At 61.0% G+C, this 16,211-nt stretch carries 16 protein-coding genes; 5 read left to right on the forward strand and 11 right to left on the reverse strand.

The annotated features are described in order from the left end of the window. Positions 1-30: 30 nt before the first annotated feature. Together VGK14_RS08000 and VGK14_RS08005 are read right to left on the reverse strand one after the other, a co-directional pair. Entirely contained in the window at positions 31-1,698 is a 1,668-nt protein-coding gene (locus tag VGK14_RS08000) for a CHASE2 domain-containing protein (RefSeq protein WP_331508476.1), read from the reverse strand. A gap of 12 nt (positions 1,699-1,710) precedes the next feature. Next, the gene (locus VGK14_RS08005; protein WP_331508477.1) at positions 1,711-3,057 is read right to left on the reverse strand and encodes an HDOD domain-containing protein; all 1,347 of its coding nucleotides are present in this window, start codon (positions 3,055-3,057) and stop codon (positions 1,711-1,713) included. Between the two features lie 283 nt (positions 3,058-3,340). On the opposite strand from VGK14_RS08005, the gene VGK14_RS08010 reads away from it, so the two are divergent. From VGK14_RS08010 to VGK14_RS08030, 5 genes are all read left to right on the forward strand, one after another. Further along, positions 3,341-4,666 (forward strand): DNA recombination protein RmuC, encoded by a 1,326-nt coding sequence (locus VGK14_RS08010; protein WP_331508478.1) that lies wholly within the window; start codon positions 3,341-3,343, stop codon positions 4,664-4,666. Positions 4,667-4,741: 75 nt separating this feature from the next. Beyond that, entirely contained in the window at positions 4,742-4,918 is a 177-nt protein-coding gene (locus VGK14_RS08015; protein WP_331508479.1) for a hypothetical protein, read from the forward strand. Next, positions 4,915-5,178, forward strand: coding sequence for a molybdopterin converting factor subunit 1 (gene moaD / locus VGK14_RS08020; RefSeq protein WP_331508480.1), 264 nt, complete (start codon positions 4,915-4,917; stop codon positions 5,176-5,178). Before VGK14_RS08015 ends, moaD begins: the two co-directional genes overlap by 4 nt. Continuing rightward, positions 5,175-5,627 (forward strand): molybdopterin synthase catalytic subunit MoaE, encoded by a 453-nt coding sequence (gene moaE, locus VGK14_RS08025; RefSeq protein ID WP_331508481.1) that lies wholly within the window; start codon positions 5,175-5,177, stop codon positions 5,625-5,627. Before moaD ends, moaE begins: the two co-directional genes overlap by 4 nt. Positions 5,628-5,635: 8 nt before the next feature. After that, entirely contained in the window at positions 5,636-8,047 is a 2,412-nt protein-coding gene (locus VGK14_RS08030; protein ID WP_331508482.1) for a Lon protease family protein, read from the forward strand. 56 nt (positions 8,048-8,103) lie between these two features. Here VGK14_RS08030 and VGK14_RS08035 read toward each other — a convergent pair whose 3' ends face one another. The 9 genes from VGK14_RS08035 to aroA all read right to left on the reverse strand — a co-directional run bounded on the left by VGK14_RS08035 (position 8,104) and on the right by aroA (position 16,173). Further along, on the reverse strand, positions 8,104-8,451 hold the full coding sequence (locus VGK14_RS08035; RefSeq protein ID WP_331508483.1) for a helix-hairpin-helix domain-containing protein: 348 nt from the start codon (positions 8,449-8,451) through the stop codon (positions 8,104-8,106). 91 nt (positions 8,452-8,542) lie between these two features. Beyond that, on the reverse strand, positions 8,543-9,865 hold the full coding sequence (locus VGK14_RS08040) for a UDP-glucose/GDP-mannose dehydrogenase family protein (RefSeq protein WP_331508484.1): 1,323 nt from the start codon (positions 9,863-9,865) through the stop codon (positions 8,543-8,545). Between the two features lie 18 nt (positions 9,866-9,883). Continuing rightward, complete coding sequence (gene pyrF, locus VGK14_RS08045) at positions 9,884-10,606, reverse strand: orotidine-5'-phosphate decarboxylase (RefSeq protein ID WP_414691710.1); 723 nt, start codon at positions 10,604-10,606, stop codon at positions 9,884-9,886. Beyond that, positions 10,603-11,760: a lipopolysaccharide assembly protein LapB gene (gene lapB / locus VGK14_RS08050; RefSeq protein ID WP_331508485.1), complete on the reverse strand. Its 1,158-nt coding sequence runs from the start codon at positions 11,758-11,760 to the stop codon at positions 10,603-10,605. Before lapB ends, pyrF begins: the two co-directional genes overlap by 4 nt. A 30-nt stretch (positions 11,761-11,790) precedes the next feature. Further along, positions 11,791-12,069 (reverse strand): LapA family protein, encoded by a 279-nt coding sequence (locus tag VGK14_RS08055; RefSeq protein WP_331508486.1) that lies wholly within the window; start codon positions 12,067-12,069, stop codon positions 11,791-11,793. Between the two features lie 81 nt (positions 12,070-12,150). Then, positions 12,151-12,435 carry an integration host factor subunit beta gene (locus tag VGK14_RS08060; protein WP_331508523.1) on the reverse strand — a complete coding sequence of 95 codons (285 nt, stop codon included), beginning with the start codon at positions 12,433-12,435 and terminating at the stop codon, positions 12,151-12,153. Between the two features lie 13 nt (positions 12,436-12,448). Further along, positions 12,449-14,143, reverse strand: coding sequence for a 30S ribosomal protein S1 (gene rpsA, locus VGK14_RS08065; RefSeq protein ID WP_331508487.1), 1,695 nt, complete (start codon positions 14,141-14,143; stop codon positions 12,449-12,451). Positions 14,144-14,221: 78 nt separating this feature from the next. Then, entirely contained in the window at positions 14,222-14,893 is a 672-nt protein-coding gene (gene cmk, locus VGK14_RS08070; protein WP_331508489.1) for a (d)CMP kinase, read from the reverse strand. Beyond that, positions 14,890-16,173: a 3-phosphoshikimate 1-carboxyvinyltransferase gene (aroA, locus tag VGK14_RS08075; protein WP_331508490.1), complete on the reverse strand. Its 1,284-nt coding sequence runs from the start codon at positions 16,171-16,173 to the stop codon at positions 14,890-14,892. The genes cmk and aroA overlap by 4 nt, the downstream gene beginning before the upstream one ends. Between the last annotated feature and the right edge of the window lie 38 nt (positions 16,174-16,211).

Genomic DNA, 16,211 nt, shown 5'->3' on the forward strand with positions numbered 1-16,211 from the left:
CTGGTTTTACGATGTGGTCCGAGGCCACCTTCAAAGTTCCCTGTTTTCCAGTTGCATGATGGCCTGGGCAAACAACACGCGCCATTGTGCTGCCGTATCGCCGTCGTCATGCAACCGCCCCGCATGTCGGGCCTGGCGAAAGCTCACATCCGCTGACACCCCTTGCCGCGCCAGTATGCCCGGCAGGGCTTGCAGCAGCTCTGCGGCTTCCTGCCCGGCGGTCGCGTCCGCCTGTGTCCAGGAAACGGCCAGCATATCCCCGAACAAGCCCCAGATGCCGGATTGCGTGGCTTTGAGTTCGTCCACCCGGCAATGCATATGCGTTTTAGACATCAATGCACGCCTGATTTTCTTCAGCATGGCCTCGCCTAGCGGTTGCGGGGTTTCGAGTAATATCACCATCAGCGAAACTTCTACATCGCCGCCCCCGGCCGGTAGATTTGATGACAGCACCCGTTGCAGCGCCCGGTCGGTTGCCAGCGCATAAATTTTGGCAATGCTGAAATAAGCAATGGCCCAGGTCACCGGCGCGGTCAGATCGATATAGACATTCGCCAGGTTGATGCCGATATAGGAAATCGCCAGCAGCACCAGTTGCGATGCCCCGAACAAGCGGTCGAACCGGTCGCGTTCGATATTCCGGTAAAACGCGGCAGCGGCCAGCCAGATGACAAGCAGGCTTAAAACAATATAAGGCACCGATCCGCGCCAGAACTTCAGCGGGTCGCCGTGCTTGATGTTGTCGATCGCGGTGGCCAGGATTTCCACGCCGGGATGGGCTTTCGCCATCGTCGTCGCCTTGAGGTCGAACAAGCTGGGGGCGGTGGAGCCGATGATGACGATCTTGCCGGTGAATTCGTCGGCCGGGCGTTTGGGTGTTTTTGCGGTCATGTCGCGGTAAACGTCGCTGAAGCTGACGTAGCGATAGGTGAACGGTCCGCCGCGCCAGTTGAGCAGCATGCTGTCCTGCGACGGGATGGTGCCGCCGACGGCGCGGCCGACCGCAAGCGGCAGCGAAGGCAGGCGCCAGCCGTAATCGTCGCGGTAGAGACGGTATTCGCGCACGATGCCGTCGGGGTCGGGATAGATGTTGTGCGTGCCCAGGCGGCCCGGTTTCAATGCTGCCGGGAAGTGCGGGAGCACGACGGCGACCGTGGCGGTGGGATCGGCTGCGCTTGCGGCAGGCGAGCGCTCGATGCCGGGAATCATGCCTGGCTTGACCTGGCTTAAGTTGTCTTGGGCCTCGGAAAGCCGTAGAAAAGGAAAAAAGGTATTGTCGGTCGCGGCAATTGCGTCATTGAAATAGGCGTCGCTATCCGGATTGTAGATGTCGGCATCGGAAAACAGGATGTCGAACACCACGGCTTTGGGCTGCTGCCGTTCCAGCTGTTCCAGGAACTCGCCGAACACTTGCCGCGGCCACGGCCAGCGTCCGTAATCCGGCGCCAGCGCGGCGAGGCTGGCTTCGTTGACGTCGACGATAACGATGTCCGGGTCGGGCTTGGGCACGACGATGCGGTGGCGCACCACGAGATCGAAAGCCTTTTGTTTCATGTCGGCGCCGACATGGAACAACGAGGCATCCAGCAATATGCCCAGCGACAGGATGAGCGCCAGGTAGAGGTAAAAGTTGTTGCGCAGGCGCTCGGCCAGCAGCGTGGAAAAGCGGATGAATTGAAAGTTTAGTTTACTCAGCAAGATTGATTTCCATCAATTTTTGCTGAAGCGGCGCTGTGCGGCCAATAGTCTGGCGTTGAGCAGGCGCGGCTGAAAGGGTTTTTTCATGCAGGCGTCGGCACCGGCCTCAAAGGCCTCGATTTGACGATACTCGTCCTCCAGCGCGCTCAGCATGATGAAATAGACCCGGCTTCCCCAGGATTGTTCGCGTATCCTGCGGCACAACGTTACTGCGCCGGTTTCCGGGGTCAGCCAGTCGGCAATGATGACCTGGGGCTGCTCGCGCTCAGCGATTTCGAAAGCCTGGCGGCCGTTCTTCGCGCTGAATACGGTATGTCCGGCAGCATTCAGTTCCCTGCAGGTCAACGCGACCAGGGTTTCGTCGGTATCCGCGAGCAGAATGCGCAAAACGGGCGTAGCGGAGGCAGGCGGCAGTGGATGATGGCCGTTTTCGCCGATGGCGGCGGGGGGCGCCTCATCCGGCGTCCGGAAAGGCGCGATATTGCTGGTTTTGATATTGAGCAGCCGCCCCCATTCGTGCCATTCGGTCAGCGTCTGGTTGGCGATATTCACGATTTGCCCGGTTTCCAGATTGAGCGCGCCGGCCAGCCTGAAAACACGCCGCATCAATTCCTCGTGCGCCTCTTCCGCAGCCAGGTAGACGTCGGCCAGCAATGCCGCCAATTGCAGTGCGCAAGTCAGTTTCTGCTGACGCGAACCTTCCGCAAAACCGGAGTTTTCCGGGTTTTCATGGAAGAACACGGCGTCGATGAAGAGTTTGGGGATACCCCAATCGGTCATCATTTCGGCGCTGAGTTTGTTATGGCTCATACCGAAGCGCTCGATTTCGGCGGCTGTAAACTCGATGCCTGAAATGACGGGAAGCTGTTCCAGCAAATCGGAATATTCTGCCGGACGCGCGGCTGCCATTCCCAGCCGACCGATGCCCGAGAGCAGGCCACAGGTAAACATTTCCGCCGGCGGAGCGACGCGCAGGGCCGCGCCCAGCGCCTGGGCGATACTGGCCATCGCGACCGAACGCGACCAGTAGCGGTGGTAATCGAAAGCCTTGCAGGCCCCCTCCCGATAAGACGTGATCAGCGAGAACCCCAGCACCACCTGGCGCACCGCATGGATGCCGATCAGGATCAGGGTGTCTATCGATACCGAGGCGATGGGACGCGACTTGTTGGGGTTGACGATATTGGCGACCTTGATGATGCGCCCGGCCAGGACCGGGTCGGCCTGGATGATGTGCGCCAGTTCCGGCAGCGAGACGTTTTCCGTCTGGCACAATTTCATGATGGTCAGCGCTACCCCTTTAGGCGAGGGCAATACCCCGGCGGTCTTGAGTTCGGCGAAATTGAGCTTGTCGTTCATCGGTCAGGAATGATGTTTTCGTATGGTCAGAACGTTTTCCCGGCAGGCAAGAAAAGCACTTAACGTTGTAGTGCTCGGTCTGGGCTGAGGCATTGTGGCATGGGCGATGATCGCCTGTCTAATACCGCTCGTTATTCGGTCTCGACCCAAAACAATCGACCGCCCAATCTTGGTTGGGTTTTATTTCGGAAAAGCCAGATTATCATTGAAAATTCAGTCATGTAAATGAACCCGTGAGCCGGGCGTAAAAGCCGCGGCGGCAAAGCTGCGCTATAATCGCGCCATGATCGAAGTCCTGACCCTGGCGTTTGCGTTTTCCACTCTATTGCTCGTGGCCTGGCTGCTGCTGCGGTTGCGCGCGTCTTCCGATACACAGCGGCAGCTGGCCGGGCTGCTGGAAGAAAAACACCGCGCCATGCTGATGGATTTGCACAATGTCATGGACAAGCTGGGGGACCGCTTGAGCAGCGCCTCGGCGGAATCCTCCGAGCGCCTGCGCAGCGCCGTGGCGCAGGAACTCAAGGCCACGCGCGACGCCATGCAGGCGCTGCAGCTGTCGCAGACCGAAAGCCTGGCGGCGACCCGCGAACAGGTGCTGGAAAAGCTGCACCTGACATTGGCCGAGCAGGGCAAGGCCGAGCAGGAAATGATTCAGGGCACCATGCGCAACGCCACGCAGCAGCTCATCAGTAGCATCGAAAGCCTTGCCAAGACCGTCGACGGGCGCCTGGAACAGATCACCGGCAAGGTCGGCGAGCGCCTGGACGAGGGCTTCAAAAAGACCAACGAGACCTTCATCAGCGTGATGGCGCGGCTGGCGACGATAGACGAGGCGCAGAAAAAGATCGACGGCTTGACCACCAACATGGTCAGCCTGCAGGAACTGCTCGGCGACAAGCGCTCGCGCGGCGCGTTTGGCGAAGTTCAGCTGGAAGCGCTGGTGCGCAATATCCTGCCGCCCACCGCCTACGCCTTGCAGTACACCCTGCCCAACGGCTCCCGCGTCGATTGCGCGCTGTTCCTGCCGGAGCCTACCGGCACCGTCGCGGTCGACTCCAAGTTTCCGCTGGAAAACTACCATCGCATGTACGAAACCGGCATCCCTGAGACCGAGCGCCTGCAGGCGCAGCGCCAGTTCAAGGCCGACGTCAGGAAACATGTGGACGATATCGCTGCCAAATACATCATCGCCAACCATACCTCGGACGGCGCGGTGATGTTCGTGCCGGCGGAAGCGGTATTTGCGGAAATCCACGCTTACCATGCCGATGTCGTGGAATATGCCCAGAAGCAGCGCGTCTGGATCGTTTCGCCGACCACGCTGATGGCGGTACTCAACACCGCCCGCGCGGTGCTCAAGGACGTGGAAACGCGCAAGCAGGTGCATATCATCAAGGACGAACTGGGTAAGCTGGGCCGCGAATTCGAGCGCTTCGACAAGCGCATGCAGAACCTCGCCACGCATATCCGCCAGGCGCACGAAGACGTGCAGGAGGTGCATACCACCAGCCAGAAGATCAGCCGCCGCTTCTCGCAAATCGAGAAGGTGGAACTGGAGGGCGAAGCGCCGCAGGTGGCTTTGCTGGAAACTGAAGAGGAAAAGGAATGAACCACGGGGAACACGGGGATTAAAACAGGTTTTCCCGGTGCGCCGCGTGGTTGAATGAATTTTAGGGAAAATATCATGGAAGACGAAAGCACTTTGATCATGCTGATTCAGCAATACGCCTCGCGGTTCGGCATTACGTTCAATTCCAAGGCGATGGAAAACGAAGAGACCAAACAGAAAGCCATGCTGCTGATGATGCAGGCGATCAACGGTACGCGCGGGCCGGTCACGGACGAGGATCTGGAACTTTGAACCGCGCTGTCCGCATCCTGTATTTTGCCCGGCTGCGGGAAAGCTTGGGCCTGTCCGCCGAAGAAGCCGCGTTGCCCGACGATGTCGCCGATGTTGCCGGCCTGATGCGTTGGCTGGCCGCACGCGGCGGCGCCTGGCAGCAGGAGTTCGACGGCTGTCGCCAGATTCGCGCCGCGATCAACCAGGAACTGGTGCCTGACGCCGCACCCGTCGCGGCAGGCGACGAGGTGGCGTTTTTTCCGCCGGTGACCGGCGGATGAGCGTTCGCGTCCAGCACGGGGATTTCGATGCCGGCGCCGAAATCGCCCGCCTGCGCCGCTCCGACCCCGGCATAGGCGCGGTTGCTTCGTTCATCGGCCAGGTGCGCGACGTCAACGACGGCGCCACCGTCGGCACGCTCACGCTGGAGCACTATCCCGGCATGACCGAGAAAACGCTCGCCGAGATCATCGAGCGGGCGCGGACGCGCTGGGACTTTTTCGATGCGCTGATCATTCATCGCATCGGGAAGCTTGAACCGCTGGACCAGATCGTCATGGTCGCGGTTGCCGGCAGCCACCGCGACGAATGTTTTTCCGCCTGCGAATTCATCATGGATTACCTCAAGACCGAGGCACCGTTCTGGAAAAAAGAACAGACGCCTGAGGGCGAGCGCTGGGTCGACGCACGCGTGAGCGACGACGTCGCCCGCCAACGATGGGAACAATAACCGCCACTATGCCGCAAACCCTCTCTTCAGCCGCACTCACGCTACAGATCGACCCCGCCAGCCTGGGCTTCGCCGATACTTCGGAACTGACCAATACCGATCCGGTCTGGATCGGCCAGGACCGCGCCGAAAAGGCCGCGCGCTTCGGGCTGGCCATCAACCAGCCCGATTACAACCTGTTCGTGCTGGGCGAAGTGGGCAGCGGGCGCTCCTCGCTGTTATTCCGCGTGATGCAGGAAATCGCCGCGACCCGCCCGCCGGTGTCGGACCTGATCTGTTTGCATAATTTCGCCCAACCGGAAAAACCGATCGCACTGCGTCTTCTGCCTGGCAAGGGCAGCGTGCTGCGAAGCCGCATGGAGGGATTTACCAAGGATATTACCGTGGAAATTCCGCGCAAGCTGGACGAGGAAGGCTACCGCCTCGACTGCGCCCGCGCGCGCAAGGTCTATCAAGCGCAGATCGATCACGCCTATGCCGAACTGGCCGCGCTGGCCTCGTCCTGGCACTATGCGCTGCGGCGCGAGGATGGTCGGCTGGTATTCAACCTGCTCGACAAGAACGGCCAGGCGATGCAGGAGGAAACGCTGTTGAGCATGTCCGCAGAACAGCGCGTGGTGCTGGAACAAGCCGAGGAGGAGCTGCGTGCATCGATCGGCGAATACCTGGAAAAAATCCGCCCCAAGGAACGCGCGATGGAGCAGGCATTGGCCGACTTGCGCCATCACGCCGTCCAGCCGCTGGTCGGCAGGCTGGCGGAGGGGCTGGGGGCCGGCTTGGCCGGGCAGCAGGGAGACGAGCAGCGGCTGCATGCCTGGATAGAGCAGCTGATCGACGACGTACTGGGCAATCTGGAGGTGTTCGTCCCCACCGCCGTCGCGGAAGACGCCGAACACGACCATCTGCTGGAACTGCTGGCGCGTTATCGGGTAAATGTGGTGGTGGACAATGGCAATGTCTCCGGCGCGCCGGTATTGCGCGACGACGACCCGATTTTCCGCTCGCTGTTCGGCGGCATCGAATACCAGGCGGAAAGCGGCGTGCTGCTGACTGATTTCACCCACATCCGTGCTGGCAACCTGGTGCGGGCGCACGGCGGCTTTCTGATGCTGCACCTGGGCGACCTGATGCGCGACGCGCAGGTGTGGGAAAAACTGCAGCGCTTCCTGCGCAACGGCCGGCTGCAGATCGAGGAGCCCGCCGCCGCGCTGGGCCAGCTGGCCGCAACGACACTGGAGCCGGAGGCGCTCGATATCCAGGTGAAGATCGCGCTGATCTGCACGCGCGAGGAATACTATCATTTGCAGGAACTCGACCCCGAGTTCTGCCGCCATTTCCGCACCAAGGTGGATTTCGCCGAAAGCTTTCCCGCCGACGAAACTGCACGCCAAGCCACCGCGTTGTTTACGGCGCAGACCTGCCGCCGGCTGAAACTGCCGCATTTGGAGGCAGCCGCTGTGGCGCGCCTGCTGCTGGACATGCAGCGCGAGGTGGACGACCAGCGGCGCTTAAGCGCCGTATTCGGCCGGCTCGAGTCTTGGCTGGTGGAAAGCGCGACGGTATGCACGGCGCGCGGCGGCGAGCTGATCTCCGTCGCCGATGTCGAGGCTGCGGCGCAGGCGCGCATTGCCCGTCACAATTATCCGGAACAATGCCTGCACGAGGCCATTGGCGAAGGCGAGATCGTGATCGACGTCGATGGTGAACGGGTGGGGCAGATCAACGGCTTAACGCAGATCGATCTGGGCGATTACCGTTTCGGTTCGCCGGTACGCATTTCGGCGCGCGCCTATGCCGGCGACGAGGGTATTATCAACGTTGACCGCGAAGTCGAAATGAGCGGCCCCAACCACGACAAGGGGGTGTTTATCCTGCAGCACTGGCTGGCCGCGACGTTTACCAGCATTACGCCGTTGTGCCTGTCAGCCTCGCTGGTATTCGAGCAGGAATATCATGGCGTGGAGGGTGATTCCGCCTCATGCGCCGAATTGTTTGCATTGATTTCGGCACTGTCCGGTTTAGCCTTGCCCCAGGGCATCGCCGTTACCGGCGCGCTCAACCAGCACGGCGAAGTACTGCCGATAGGCGGAATCAACGAAAAGATCGAAGGCTATTTCCGCATATGCCAGCGTTTGGGGCTGAACGGGAAACAGGGCGTGATCATTCCGTCCCGCAACCGCCATCATCTGCTGCTCGATCGGGAGGTGGTCAGCGCGGTGGAGCGGGGCAGGTTCACCATCCGTACCATGACTAATGTACAGGAGGGGCTGGAACTGCTGACCGGCCTTGCGGCCGGAAGCCAGGACGAAATGGGCCGGTTCCCTCCGGATACCGTTCTGGGCCGAGTGCAGCGCACTCTGGAAAGATTCCGCAAGGCTTGCGATCAGGCGGAACATATGCGCGACAAGGAGCACCACTGACTCCGGCTTATCCAATAAAAAAGGCCCCGCAGGGCCTTTTTTATTGGATAAGCGAATTATTTCTTCGCCTTGTCCTTAGCTGCCGGAGTCTTGTCGGCAGGCTTGGCGTCCTTGACGGCCTTTTCCGGCTTGCCTGCTGCCGCAGCGGTGACATTGCCGACGGTGATATCTTTCTTCACGGCTTCCACAGTCTTTTTGCCGAAGCCGGGAACCTTGTCCAGGTCATCCGCGGACTTGAAATTGCCGTTCTTGGTACGGTAATCGATGATGGCCTTGGCCTTGACCGGACCGATGCCCTTGACGGTTTCCAGCTCGGCTTGGGTGGCCTTGTTCAGATCGACGGCTGCCCAAGCGGAAACGGAGAATGCCAGGGCGCTGATCAATACCATAAGTGTTTTTTTCATGATTTTCCTCTTTAGATGTTATTGGACAATCGCGAGCGGCGCATGAGCCGAACCCGTGGGGGCATCATGCGCCAGCAAGCTTACACCAATCTTACCGCCGCCCGATGGCGAAATATTCGATGCCGTGCGCCTTGACCCTGGCTGGTTCATACATATTGCGGCCATCGAAAACCACCGGATTTTTCAATGCCGCCTTCACCGCCTCGAAATCCGGCGCGCGGAATTCCTTCCATTCGGTGGCGATCACCAGCGCATCCGCATTGTTGAGGGTATCCATCGGGGAATCCGCGTACGCCAGCCGCGGGTCGTTGCCGAAAATGCGCCTGGACTCCGTCATCGCCACCGGGTCGTAGGTGGTGACCGTCGCCCCCATCGCCCACAGGCCTTCGATCACGACGCGGCTGGAAGCGGCGCGCATGTCGTCGGTGTTGGGTTTGAACGCCAGCCCCCACAACGCGAAGTGCTTGCCTTTGAGGTCGGCGCCGAAGCGGCCCTTGATTTTCTCCAGCAGGATGCGTTTCTGGGTTTCATTGGCCTCTTCCACCGCGTTCAGTACCTTGAGCGGCATGCCGATGCTGTCGGCGGCGCGGATCAGCGCCTGCACGTCCTTGGGGAAGCAGGAGCCGCCGTAGCCGCAGCCCGGATACAGAAAGTGGTAGCCGATTCTAGGGTCGGAGCCTATCCCTAAGCGCACCTGTTCGATGTCGGCGCCCAGCTTGTCGGCGAGGTTGGCCAGTTCGTTCATGAACGAGATGCGCGTGGCCAGCATGCAGTTGGCGGCATACTTGGTGAGCTCGGCGCTCCTGATGTCCATCACCACCAGCCGGTCGTGGTTGCGGTTGAACGGCGCGTAGAGTTCGCGCATGAGATTGACCGCGCGCTCGTCGTCGGCACCGACGACGACACGGTCGGGACGCATGAAATCCTCGACCGCAGCGCCTTCCTTGAGAAATTCCGGGTTGGATACCACTGAAAATTCCGTATCGACGCCGCGCCTGGCGAGTTCCTGCTGCAGTGCCTCTCGGACCTTGTCCGCAGTGCCGACCGGCACCGTGGATTTGTCGACGACGACCTTGTATTCGTTCATATGGCGGCCGATATTGCGGGCGGCAGCGGTGACATACTGCAGGTCGGCCGAGCCGTCCTCGTCGGGAGGCGTGCCGACGGCGATGAACTGCACCTGGCCGAACGCGACGCTTTCCTCGATGCTGGTGGTGAAGTGCAGCCGGCCGGCGGCGACGTTGCGCTGCACCATTTCCAAGAGGCCGGGTTCGTGGATCGGGATGCCGCCTTCGCGCAGTATGCGGATCTTGCTTGCGTCCAGGTCCAGGCAGAGTACGTCGTTGCCGACCTCTGCCAGACAGGTACCTGTGACAAGGCCGACATAGCCGGTGCCGATGACGCTGATTTTCATGGAAACTTCCTCTGGATATTAAAAGTTCTGTATTTCCGCATGGATGCGGTGCAGCGCCGCGAGCGGATCGGCGGCCTGGGTGATGGGGCGGCCGATGACGAGATGGCTGGCGCCGTTGCGCAACGCTGCGGCCGGCGTCAGCACGCGCGACTGGTCGTCGAGGCTGGCGTCCGCCGGCCGGATGCCGGGGGTCACTAGCAGAAAATCATTGCCGAATTCGGTGCGCAGCAGCGGGGCTTCCTGGGCCGAGCACACCACGCCGGCAAGATTGCATTCATCGGCCATGCGCGCCAGGTGCAGCACATGGCTGCGCACCTCGCCGGCAAGCCCGACATCGTTCAATGCCTGGCGATCCATGCTGGTGAGCACGGTCACGGCGATCAGCAGCGGCGGGTTGGCCGCCTGGTCTACCGCTTCGCGTGCCGCCGCCATCATCGCGCGCCCGCCCAGCGCATGTACGTTCAGCATCCACACGCCCAACCGGCTGGCAGCAGCGCAGGCCTTGGCTACGGTGTTGGGAATGTCGTGGAACTTGAGGTCGAGAAAAACGCCGTAGCCTTTCTCAACCAGGGAAGAAACGAGCGCCGGCCCCTCGGCGGTAAATAGTTCCTTGCCGACCTTGAGCCGGCACAGACCGGGATCGAGCTGCGTCACCAGCCGGTTGGCGGAAGCCGCGTCCGGGTAGTCCAGCGCGACTATAATTTTGGGGTCGATTTTCGGATCGTTCATAAATTCGTTCATGAGACGGCGCGCTCGAAGCGCGGCGGGAAGGTTTCCCATTCGCTGCAACTGGGGCAGTGCCAGTGGAACTGGCGAGCGGTGTAGCCACAAGTGGTGCAGCGGTGGAAGGCGGTTTTTTCAAGGTTCTCGCGGATCGCGCCCATCACCAGGCGCAGGTCGCCGTCGGGCATGCCGCTGACCTTGGCTTGCAGCAGGCGGTCAAGGGCGGTGAGCGTCGGCGATTGTTCGGCTTCCTCATGTGCCATGCGGTAAGCGGCTTCCGGCCCTTTCAGGTCCAGCGTGGCCTCGAACAATACCTGGGCGGTTTCGCCCAGTTGGTATTTGCGTACGACATCCTGCAGCCAGGAGAGCCCGCCCTCGGTCTTGCCCAGGCTGCGCCAGCTCATCATCATGCGCTCAGCGACCAGTTCGATGTAATCCGGGATTTGCAGTTCGATGGCGCGCCAAGCGGCCAGAGCCTTTGCATGATCACCGCAAGCGGCTTCGAGATCGCCCAGCATGACATTGGCGCGCACGCAGTCGCGGTTGGTTTCGAGCGCTTCCGCGAGATTGACGCGGGCCTGGTCTATCTGGCCGAGCAAAATCTGCTGCTGCGCCAGTTCGCAGTGAAATTGCGCGACTTCCATGCGCAGCGGCTTGCCGGTCAGCGCCTCCAGGCGTTGAGCCGCGCTTATCGCCTGTGACCACTCCTTCTCGCGCACATAGATTTCCAGCAGTGCACGCAAGGCCGAATTCGCATAGCGGGTTTCGGTGAGCTTGATGAAAATTTCCTCGGCGCGGTCGAATAGGCCGGCCTTGAGATAGTCCTGCGCCAGTTCCGCCAGCGCCATCAATTTTTGCGGCTCTCCCAGGTTTTCCCGGTCCAGCAGGCCCTGATGCAGCCGGATGGCCCTGTCCATCTCTCCGGTACGGCGGAACAGGCTGCCCAGCGCGAAGTGCAGTTCCAGCGTGTTGGAGTCCGCCCGCAGCGCCTCGGTGAAAGCCTCGATGGCCTTGTCCGGCTGTTCGCTGATGAGAAAATTCAGCCCGCGGAAATACGATGCCGGCAGCGTGCTGGTCTCGGTGAGCAGCTGGCCGATGTCGATACGCGCCGCGATCCAGCCCAGGCCGAAAAAGAACGGCAGCGTCAGCAGCCACCAGTATTCGAAATCCATGCGTCAACTCATTCCGGAATATGAAAGAAGTTACCGCGGGGCCGACGTGGCGCCGCTGTCGGGATTGAGCGTGGAAAGCTCATGCCGCAACGCGGAAAACGCCCGCCGCTGGCGTACCACGATGCCGAGGCAGGCCATGATGCCGCAAGCGATGCCGATGCCGAAGCTGACCAGCACCACCAACACTAGCGGCGCGCTCCATGCCAGACCGAGATAATAATGCAGTGTGACCGGTTCGGCATTTTTTACGGTGAAGCCCAGCACCGCGAAAAACAGGACTATCGAAAGCAATGTGTAGAGATAACGCATAGATGCCAATTTTACCAGTAAAAAAGCGGCGCAATCTTGCGATTGCGCCGCTAGTCAAAACCATTTCAATAAAAACGGCTGTCAGTCCGGGAAATCCACGCGTTCGCGCAACTCCTTGCCGGCCTTGAAGTGCGGAACGTACTTTTCGGGTACTTGCACCTTGGTGCCGGTCTTGGGGTTGCGGCCGAGGCGTGGAGGACGGTAGTTCAGGCTGAAACTACCGAACCCGCGAATCTCGATGCGTTCGCCGGCTGCCAGTTTGTCAGCCATCGCATCGAGCACTGTCTTGACGGACAGTTCCGCATCCTTGACGACAAGCTGGGGAAAACGAGCCGCCAGCTTGGCGATGAGTTCCGATTTGGTCATGTCGGCCCCGTCGTTATTCGTTGTTTTTGCCATCCATCTTGGCCTTGAGAAGCGCGCCAAGGTTGGTGGTGCCGGCACTGCCGCTGTCATTGCTGTACTTCTGTACGGCATCTGCCTCGTCAGCCATATCCTTGGCCTTGATCGACAGGTTGACGGTGCGGTTCTTGCGATCCATGCTGATGACCTTGGCTTCGACCTCGTCGCCTTCCTTGAGCACGTTGCGGATGTCCTCCACTTTTTCGCGGGAGACTTCAGAAGCGCGCAGATAGCCTTCCATTTCGCCGCCCAGATCGATCACGGCGCCCTTGGCGTCCAGGCTCTTGACCGTGCCCTTGACCAGCGTGCCCTTGTCAAAGCTGGCGCTGGTCATGGGATCGCCGGAGAGCTGCTTGATGCCCAGGGAAATGCGTTCTTTTTCCACGTCGATGCTGAGGATGACGGCCTCGACTTCGTCGCCCTTCTTGAAGCCGCGAATGGCTTCTTCGCCAGGCTGGCTCCAGGACAGGTCGGACAGGTGCACCAGACCGTCGATGCCGCCGGCCAGGCCGATGAAGATACCGAAATCGGTGATCGACTTGATCTGGCCGCTGACCTTGTCGCCCTTCTTCATCGAAGCGGCGAAATCGTCCCAGGGATTGGACTTGCACTGCTTCATGCCCAGGGACAGGCGGCGGCGGTCTTCGTCCACTTCCAGGATCATCACTTCGACTTCGTCGCCCAGCTGGACGATCTTGGCCGGATGCACGTTCTTGTTGGTCCAGTCCATTTCGGAAACGTGGACCAGGCCTTCGATGCCCGGTTCGATTTCGACGAAAGCGCCGTAGTCGGTCAGGTTGGTGACCTTGCCGAACAGACGGGTGCTGACCGGGTAGCGGCGGGTCAGCGCGACCCACGGGTCGTCGCCCAGTTGCTTCATGCCCAGCGAGACGCGGTTCTTCTCGGCGTCGAATTTGAGGATCTTGGCTTCGACTTCATCGCCCACGGCCAGCACTTCGGACGGATGCTTGACGCGGCGCCAGGCCAGGTCGGTGATGTGCAGCAGGCCGTCGATGCCGCCCAGGTCGACGAAAGCGCCGTAGTCGGTGATGTTCTTGACGATGCCCTTGACCACGGTGCCTTCGGTCAGCGACGACATCAGCGCCTCGCGGTCGGCGCCCATGGACTCTTCCAGCACGGCGCGGCGCGACATCACGACGTTGTTGCGCTTGCGGTCGAGCTTGATGACCTTGAATTCCCACTCCTTGTTTTCGTAAGGGGTGGTGTCCTTGACCGGGCGCATGTCCACCAGCGAACCCGGCAGGAAGGCGCGGATGCCGTTGATCATCACGGTCAGGCCGCCCTTGACGCGGCCGTTGATCACGCCTTTGACGATGCGGCCTTCGGTCATTGCTTCTTCCAGGTCCAGCCATGCCGCGAGGCGCTTGGCCTTTTCGCGCGACAGCTTGGTGGAGCCGTAGCCGTCTTCGAGAGACTCGATGGCTACCTTGACGAAATCGCCGGCCTTGACTTCAAGCTCGCCGCGATCGTTGCGGAATTCTTCGGTGGGGATGATGCTTTCGGACTTGAGGCCGGCATTGACGACGACGAAGTCATCATCCACGGACACGACTTCAGCGGTGATTACTTCACCGGAGCGCATCTCCTGGCGTTCGAGACTTTCTTCAAAAAGCGCGGCAAAACTTTCCATGGAAGGGTTGGCAGTGGACATTAAAATACCTAATAAAATAACCCGTCAGGCGACGGGGAAAATTAAAAAAACCGCAAGCTGGTGGGGCTTACGGACTCCTCACTTAATGGCGGAGGTTTTTCTGGCTATTGCCAGGACTGCGTCGACCGCCTGGTCGATGGTCAGTTCACTGGTGTCCAGCAGAATCGCATCCGCGCATTGCCGAAGTGGGGCGGCGCTTCGCTGCATGTCGCGCGCATCGCGCGCTTCGATGTCAGCCAAAATCTGCGCTAGATTAGCATGGTTTCCTTTGTCGATCAACTGCTTATACCGGCGCTCCGCGCGCACCGCCGCGCTGGCGGTCAAAAACACCTTGGTGGTGGCTTCGGGAAACACCGCCGAGCCCATGTCGCGGCCATCCGCCACCAGCCCGGGCGCCCTGCGGAAACCATGCTGCAGCCCAAGCAGCGCGCGCCTTACCAGCGGGTGCACCGCCACTTCAGAGGCGCCCCGGCTCATCTCCTCCGAGCGCACCGCGTCGCTGACGTTGTCGTGGCCCATGAGTATCTCGCCATTTTCGAAACGGATGTCGAGTTTTGCCGCAAGGGATGCCAGCGCCGCCTCGTCCTGCCAGGGGATGCCGGCCTGTTTGCCGGCAAACGCCACGATGCGGTACAGCGCGCCGGAATCGAGGTAATGAAAACCGAGCTGTCTTGCGACCAGCTGCGCAACGGTGCCCTTGCCGGATGCGGAAGGGCCGTCGATGGCGATGACGGGGGTGGCGCTACTCATGGGTGGAGGATTTTTCCGAAACGTTCGAAGTAATCGGGGAAAGTCTTGGCCACGCATTTCGGATCGTTGATGGTGACCGGCACACCGCCTAAGCTTACCAGAGAGAAGCACATCGCCATGCGGTGATCGTCATAGGTGTCGATGGCGGCATTGGGCGTCAGGCTGGCCGGCGGCATGACGCGAATATAGTCAGCGCCTTCTTCCACCGTTGCGCCTACCTTGCGCAACTCGGTCGCCATCGCCTTGATGCGGTCGGTTTCTTTCACGCGCCAGCTGGCGATGTTGCGCAGCGTGGTGGCGCCGTCAGCGAACAGCGCGGCCACGGCCAGCGTCATCGCGGCGTCGGGAATATGGTTGCAGTCGAGGTCGAGCGCGCGCAACCTGCCGCTGCAGCTTGCCTCCATCCAGTTGTCGCCGATGGCAATGTCGGCACCCATCAATGCCAGCGCTTCGGCGAATCTCACGTCGCCCTGGATGCTGCTGCGGCCCACGCCTTCCACCCGGACCGGGCCTTTTCCTATGGCGCCGGCGGCAAGAAAATACGAGGCGGACGAGGCGTCGCCTTCGACGAACAAGGTGCCGGGGCTGACGTAGCGGCTGTCGGCCGGGATCGTGAACGAATGCCAATCCTGGCGCCGCACCTCGACGCCGAAGCGCGACATCAGGTTAAGCGTGATTTCGATATAAGGTTTGGAGATCAGTTCGCCGACGACTTCTATCGTGGTTTGCCGGCCGGTGATGGGCAGCGCCATCAGTAGGGCAGTGAGGAACTGGCTGGAAACGTTGCCGCGCACGCTGACCTTGTGGCCTTTGACCGCGCCCGGCCGGATTTCCAGCGGTGGGAAACCTTCATTGCCCAGGTAGGAGATGTCCGCACCGGCCTGGCGCAGCGCCTCCACCAGGTCGCCGATGGGGCGCTCGTGCATGCGGGCGACCCCGGAGAGCCGGTAGTGCCCGCGGGACAGCGCCAGCGCCGCCGTCAATGGCCGGAATGCGGTGCCGGCATTGCCCAGGAACAGCTCCGCCTGCTTGACCGGGAAAGGGCCACCCACGCCTTCCACGCGCCAGTCGTCGGCGCCGGTTTTACTCAGCGCCACGCCCAGCGTTTGCAATGCCTCCAGCATGCGTTCCACGTCATCCGAGGCCAACAGGTCGCGCACGGCGGTGGCGCCATCTGCCAATGCGGCCAGCAACAGCGTGCGGTTGGAAATGCTTTTTGAGCCGGGCAGGCGGACGGTGCCGGCGGCGGCACGGGCGGGGAAAAGGGTCAGGGTTTCCATAAAATGATTAAACCACCGATGAACGCCGATGAACGCCG

Origin of the sequence: Novimethylophilus sp., assembly GCF_036504375.1 — a bacterium.
Classification (GTDB): Bacteria; Pseudomonadota; Gammaproteobacteria; order Burkholderiales; family Methylophilaceae; genus Novimethylophilus.

Bases quoted from the DNA above. Each gene is read 5' to 3' on its own strand.
- VGK14_RS08005 (WP_331508477.1), bottom strand. From the start codon at position 3,057: ATGAACGACAAGCTCAATTTCGCCGAACTCAAGACCGCCGGGGTATTG.
- VGK14_RS08010 (WP_331508478.1), top strand. From the start codon at position 3,341: ATGATCGAAGTCCTGACCCTGGCGTTTGCGTTTTCCACTCTATTGCTC.
- VGK14_RS08015 (WP_331508479.1), top strand. From the start codon at position 4,742: ATGGAAGACGAAAGCACTTTGATCATGCTGATTCAGCAATACGCCTCG.
- moaE (WP_331508481.1), top strand. From the start codon at position 5,175: ATGAGCGTTCGCGTCCAGCACGGGGATTTCGATGCCGGCGCCGAAATC.
- VGK14_RS08030 (WP_331508482.1), top strand. From the start codon at position 5,636: ATGCCGCAAACCCTCTCTTCAGCCGCACTCACGCTACAGATCGACCCC.
- VGK14_RS08035 (WP_331508483.1), bottom strand. From the start codon at position 8,451: ATGAAAAAAACACTTATGGTATTGATCAGCGCCCTGGCATTCTCCGTT.
- VGK14_RS08040 (WP_331508484.1), bottom strand. From the start codon at position 9,865: ATGAAAATCAGCGTCATCGGCACCGGCTATGTCGGCCTTGTCACAGGT.
- pyrF (WP_414691710.1), bottom strand. From the start codon at position 10,606: ATGAACGAATTTATGAACGATCCGAAAATCGACCCCAAAATTATAGTC.
- lapB (WP_331508485.1), bottom strand. From the start codon at position 11,760: ATGGATTTCGAATACTGGTGGCTGCTGACGCTGCCGTTCTTTTTCGGC.
- VGK14_RS08055 (WP_331508486.1), bottom strand. From the start codon at position 12,069: ATGCGTTATCTCTACACATTGCTTTCGATAGTCCTGTTTTTCGCGGTG.
- VGK14_RS08060 (WP_331508523.1), bottom strand. From the start codon at position 12,435: ATGACCAAATCGGAACTCATCGCCAAGCTGGCGGCTCGTTTTCCCCAG.
- rpsA (WP_331508487.1), bottom strand. From the start codon at position 14,143: ATGTCCACTGCCAACCCTTCCATGGAAAGTTTTGCCGCGCTTTTTGAA.
- cmk (WP_331508489.1), bottom strand. From the start codon at position 14,893: ATGAGTAGCGCCACCCCCGTCATCGCCATCGACGGCCCTTCCGCATCC.
- aroA (WP_331508490.1), bottom strand. From the start codon at position 16,173: ATGGAAACCCTGACCCTTTTCCCCGCCCGTGCCGCCGCCGGCACCGTC.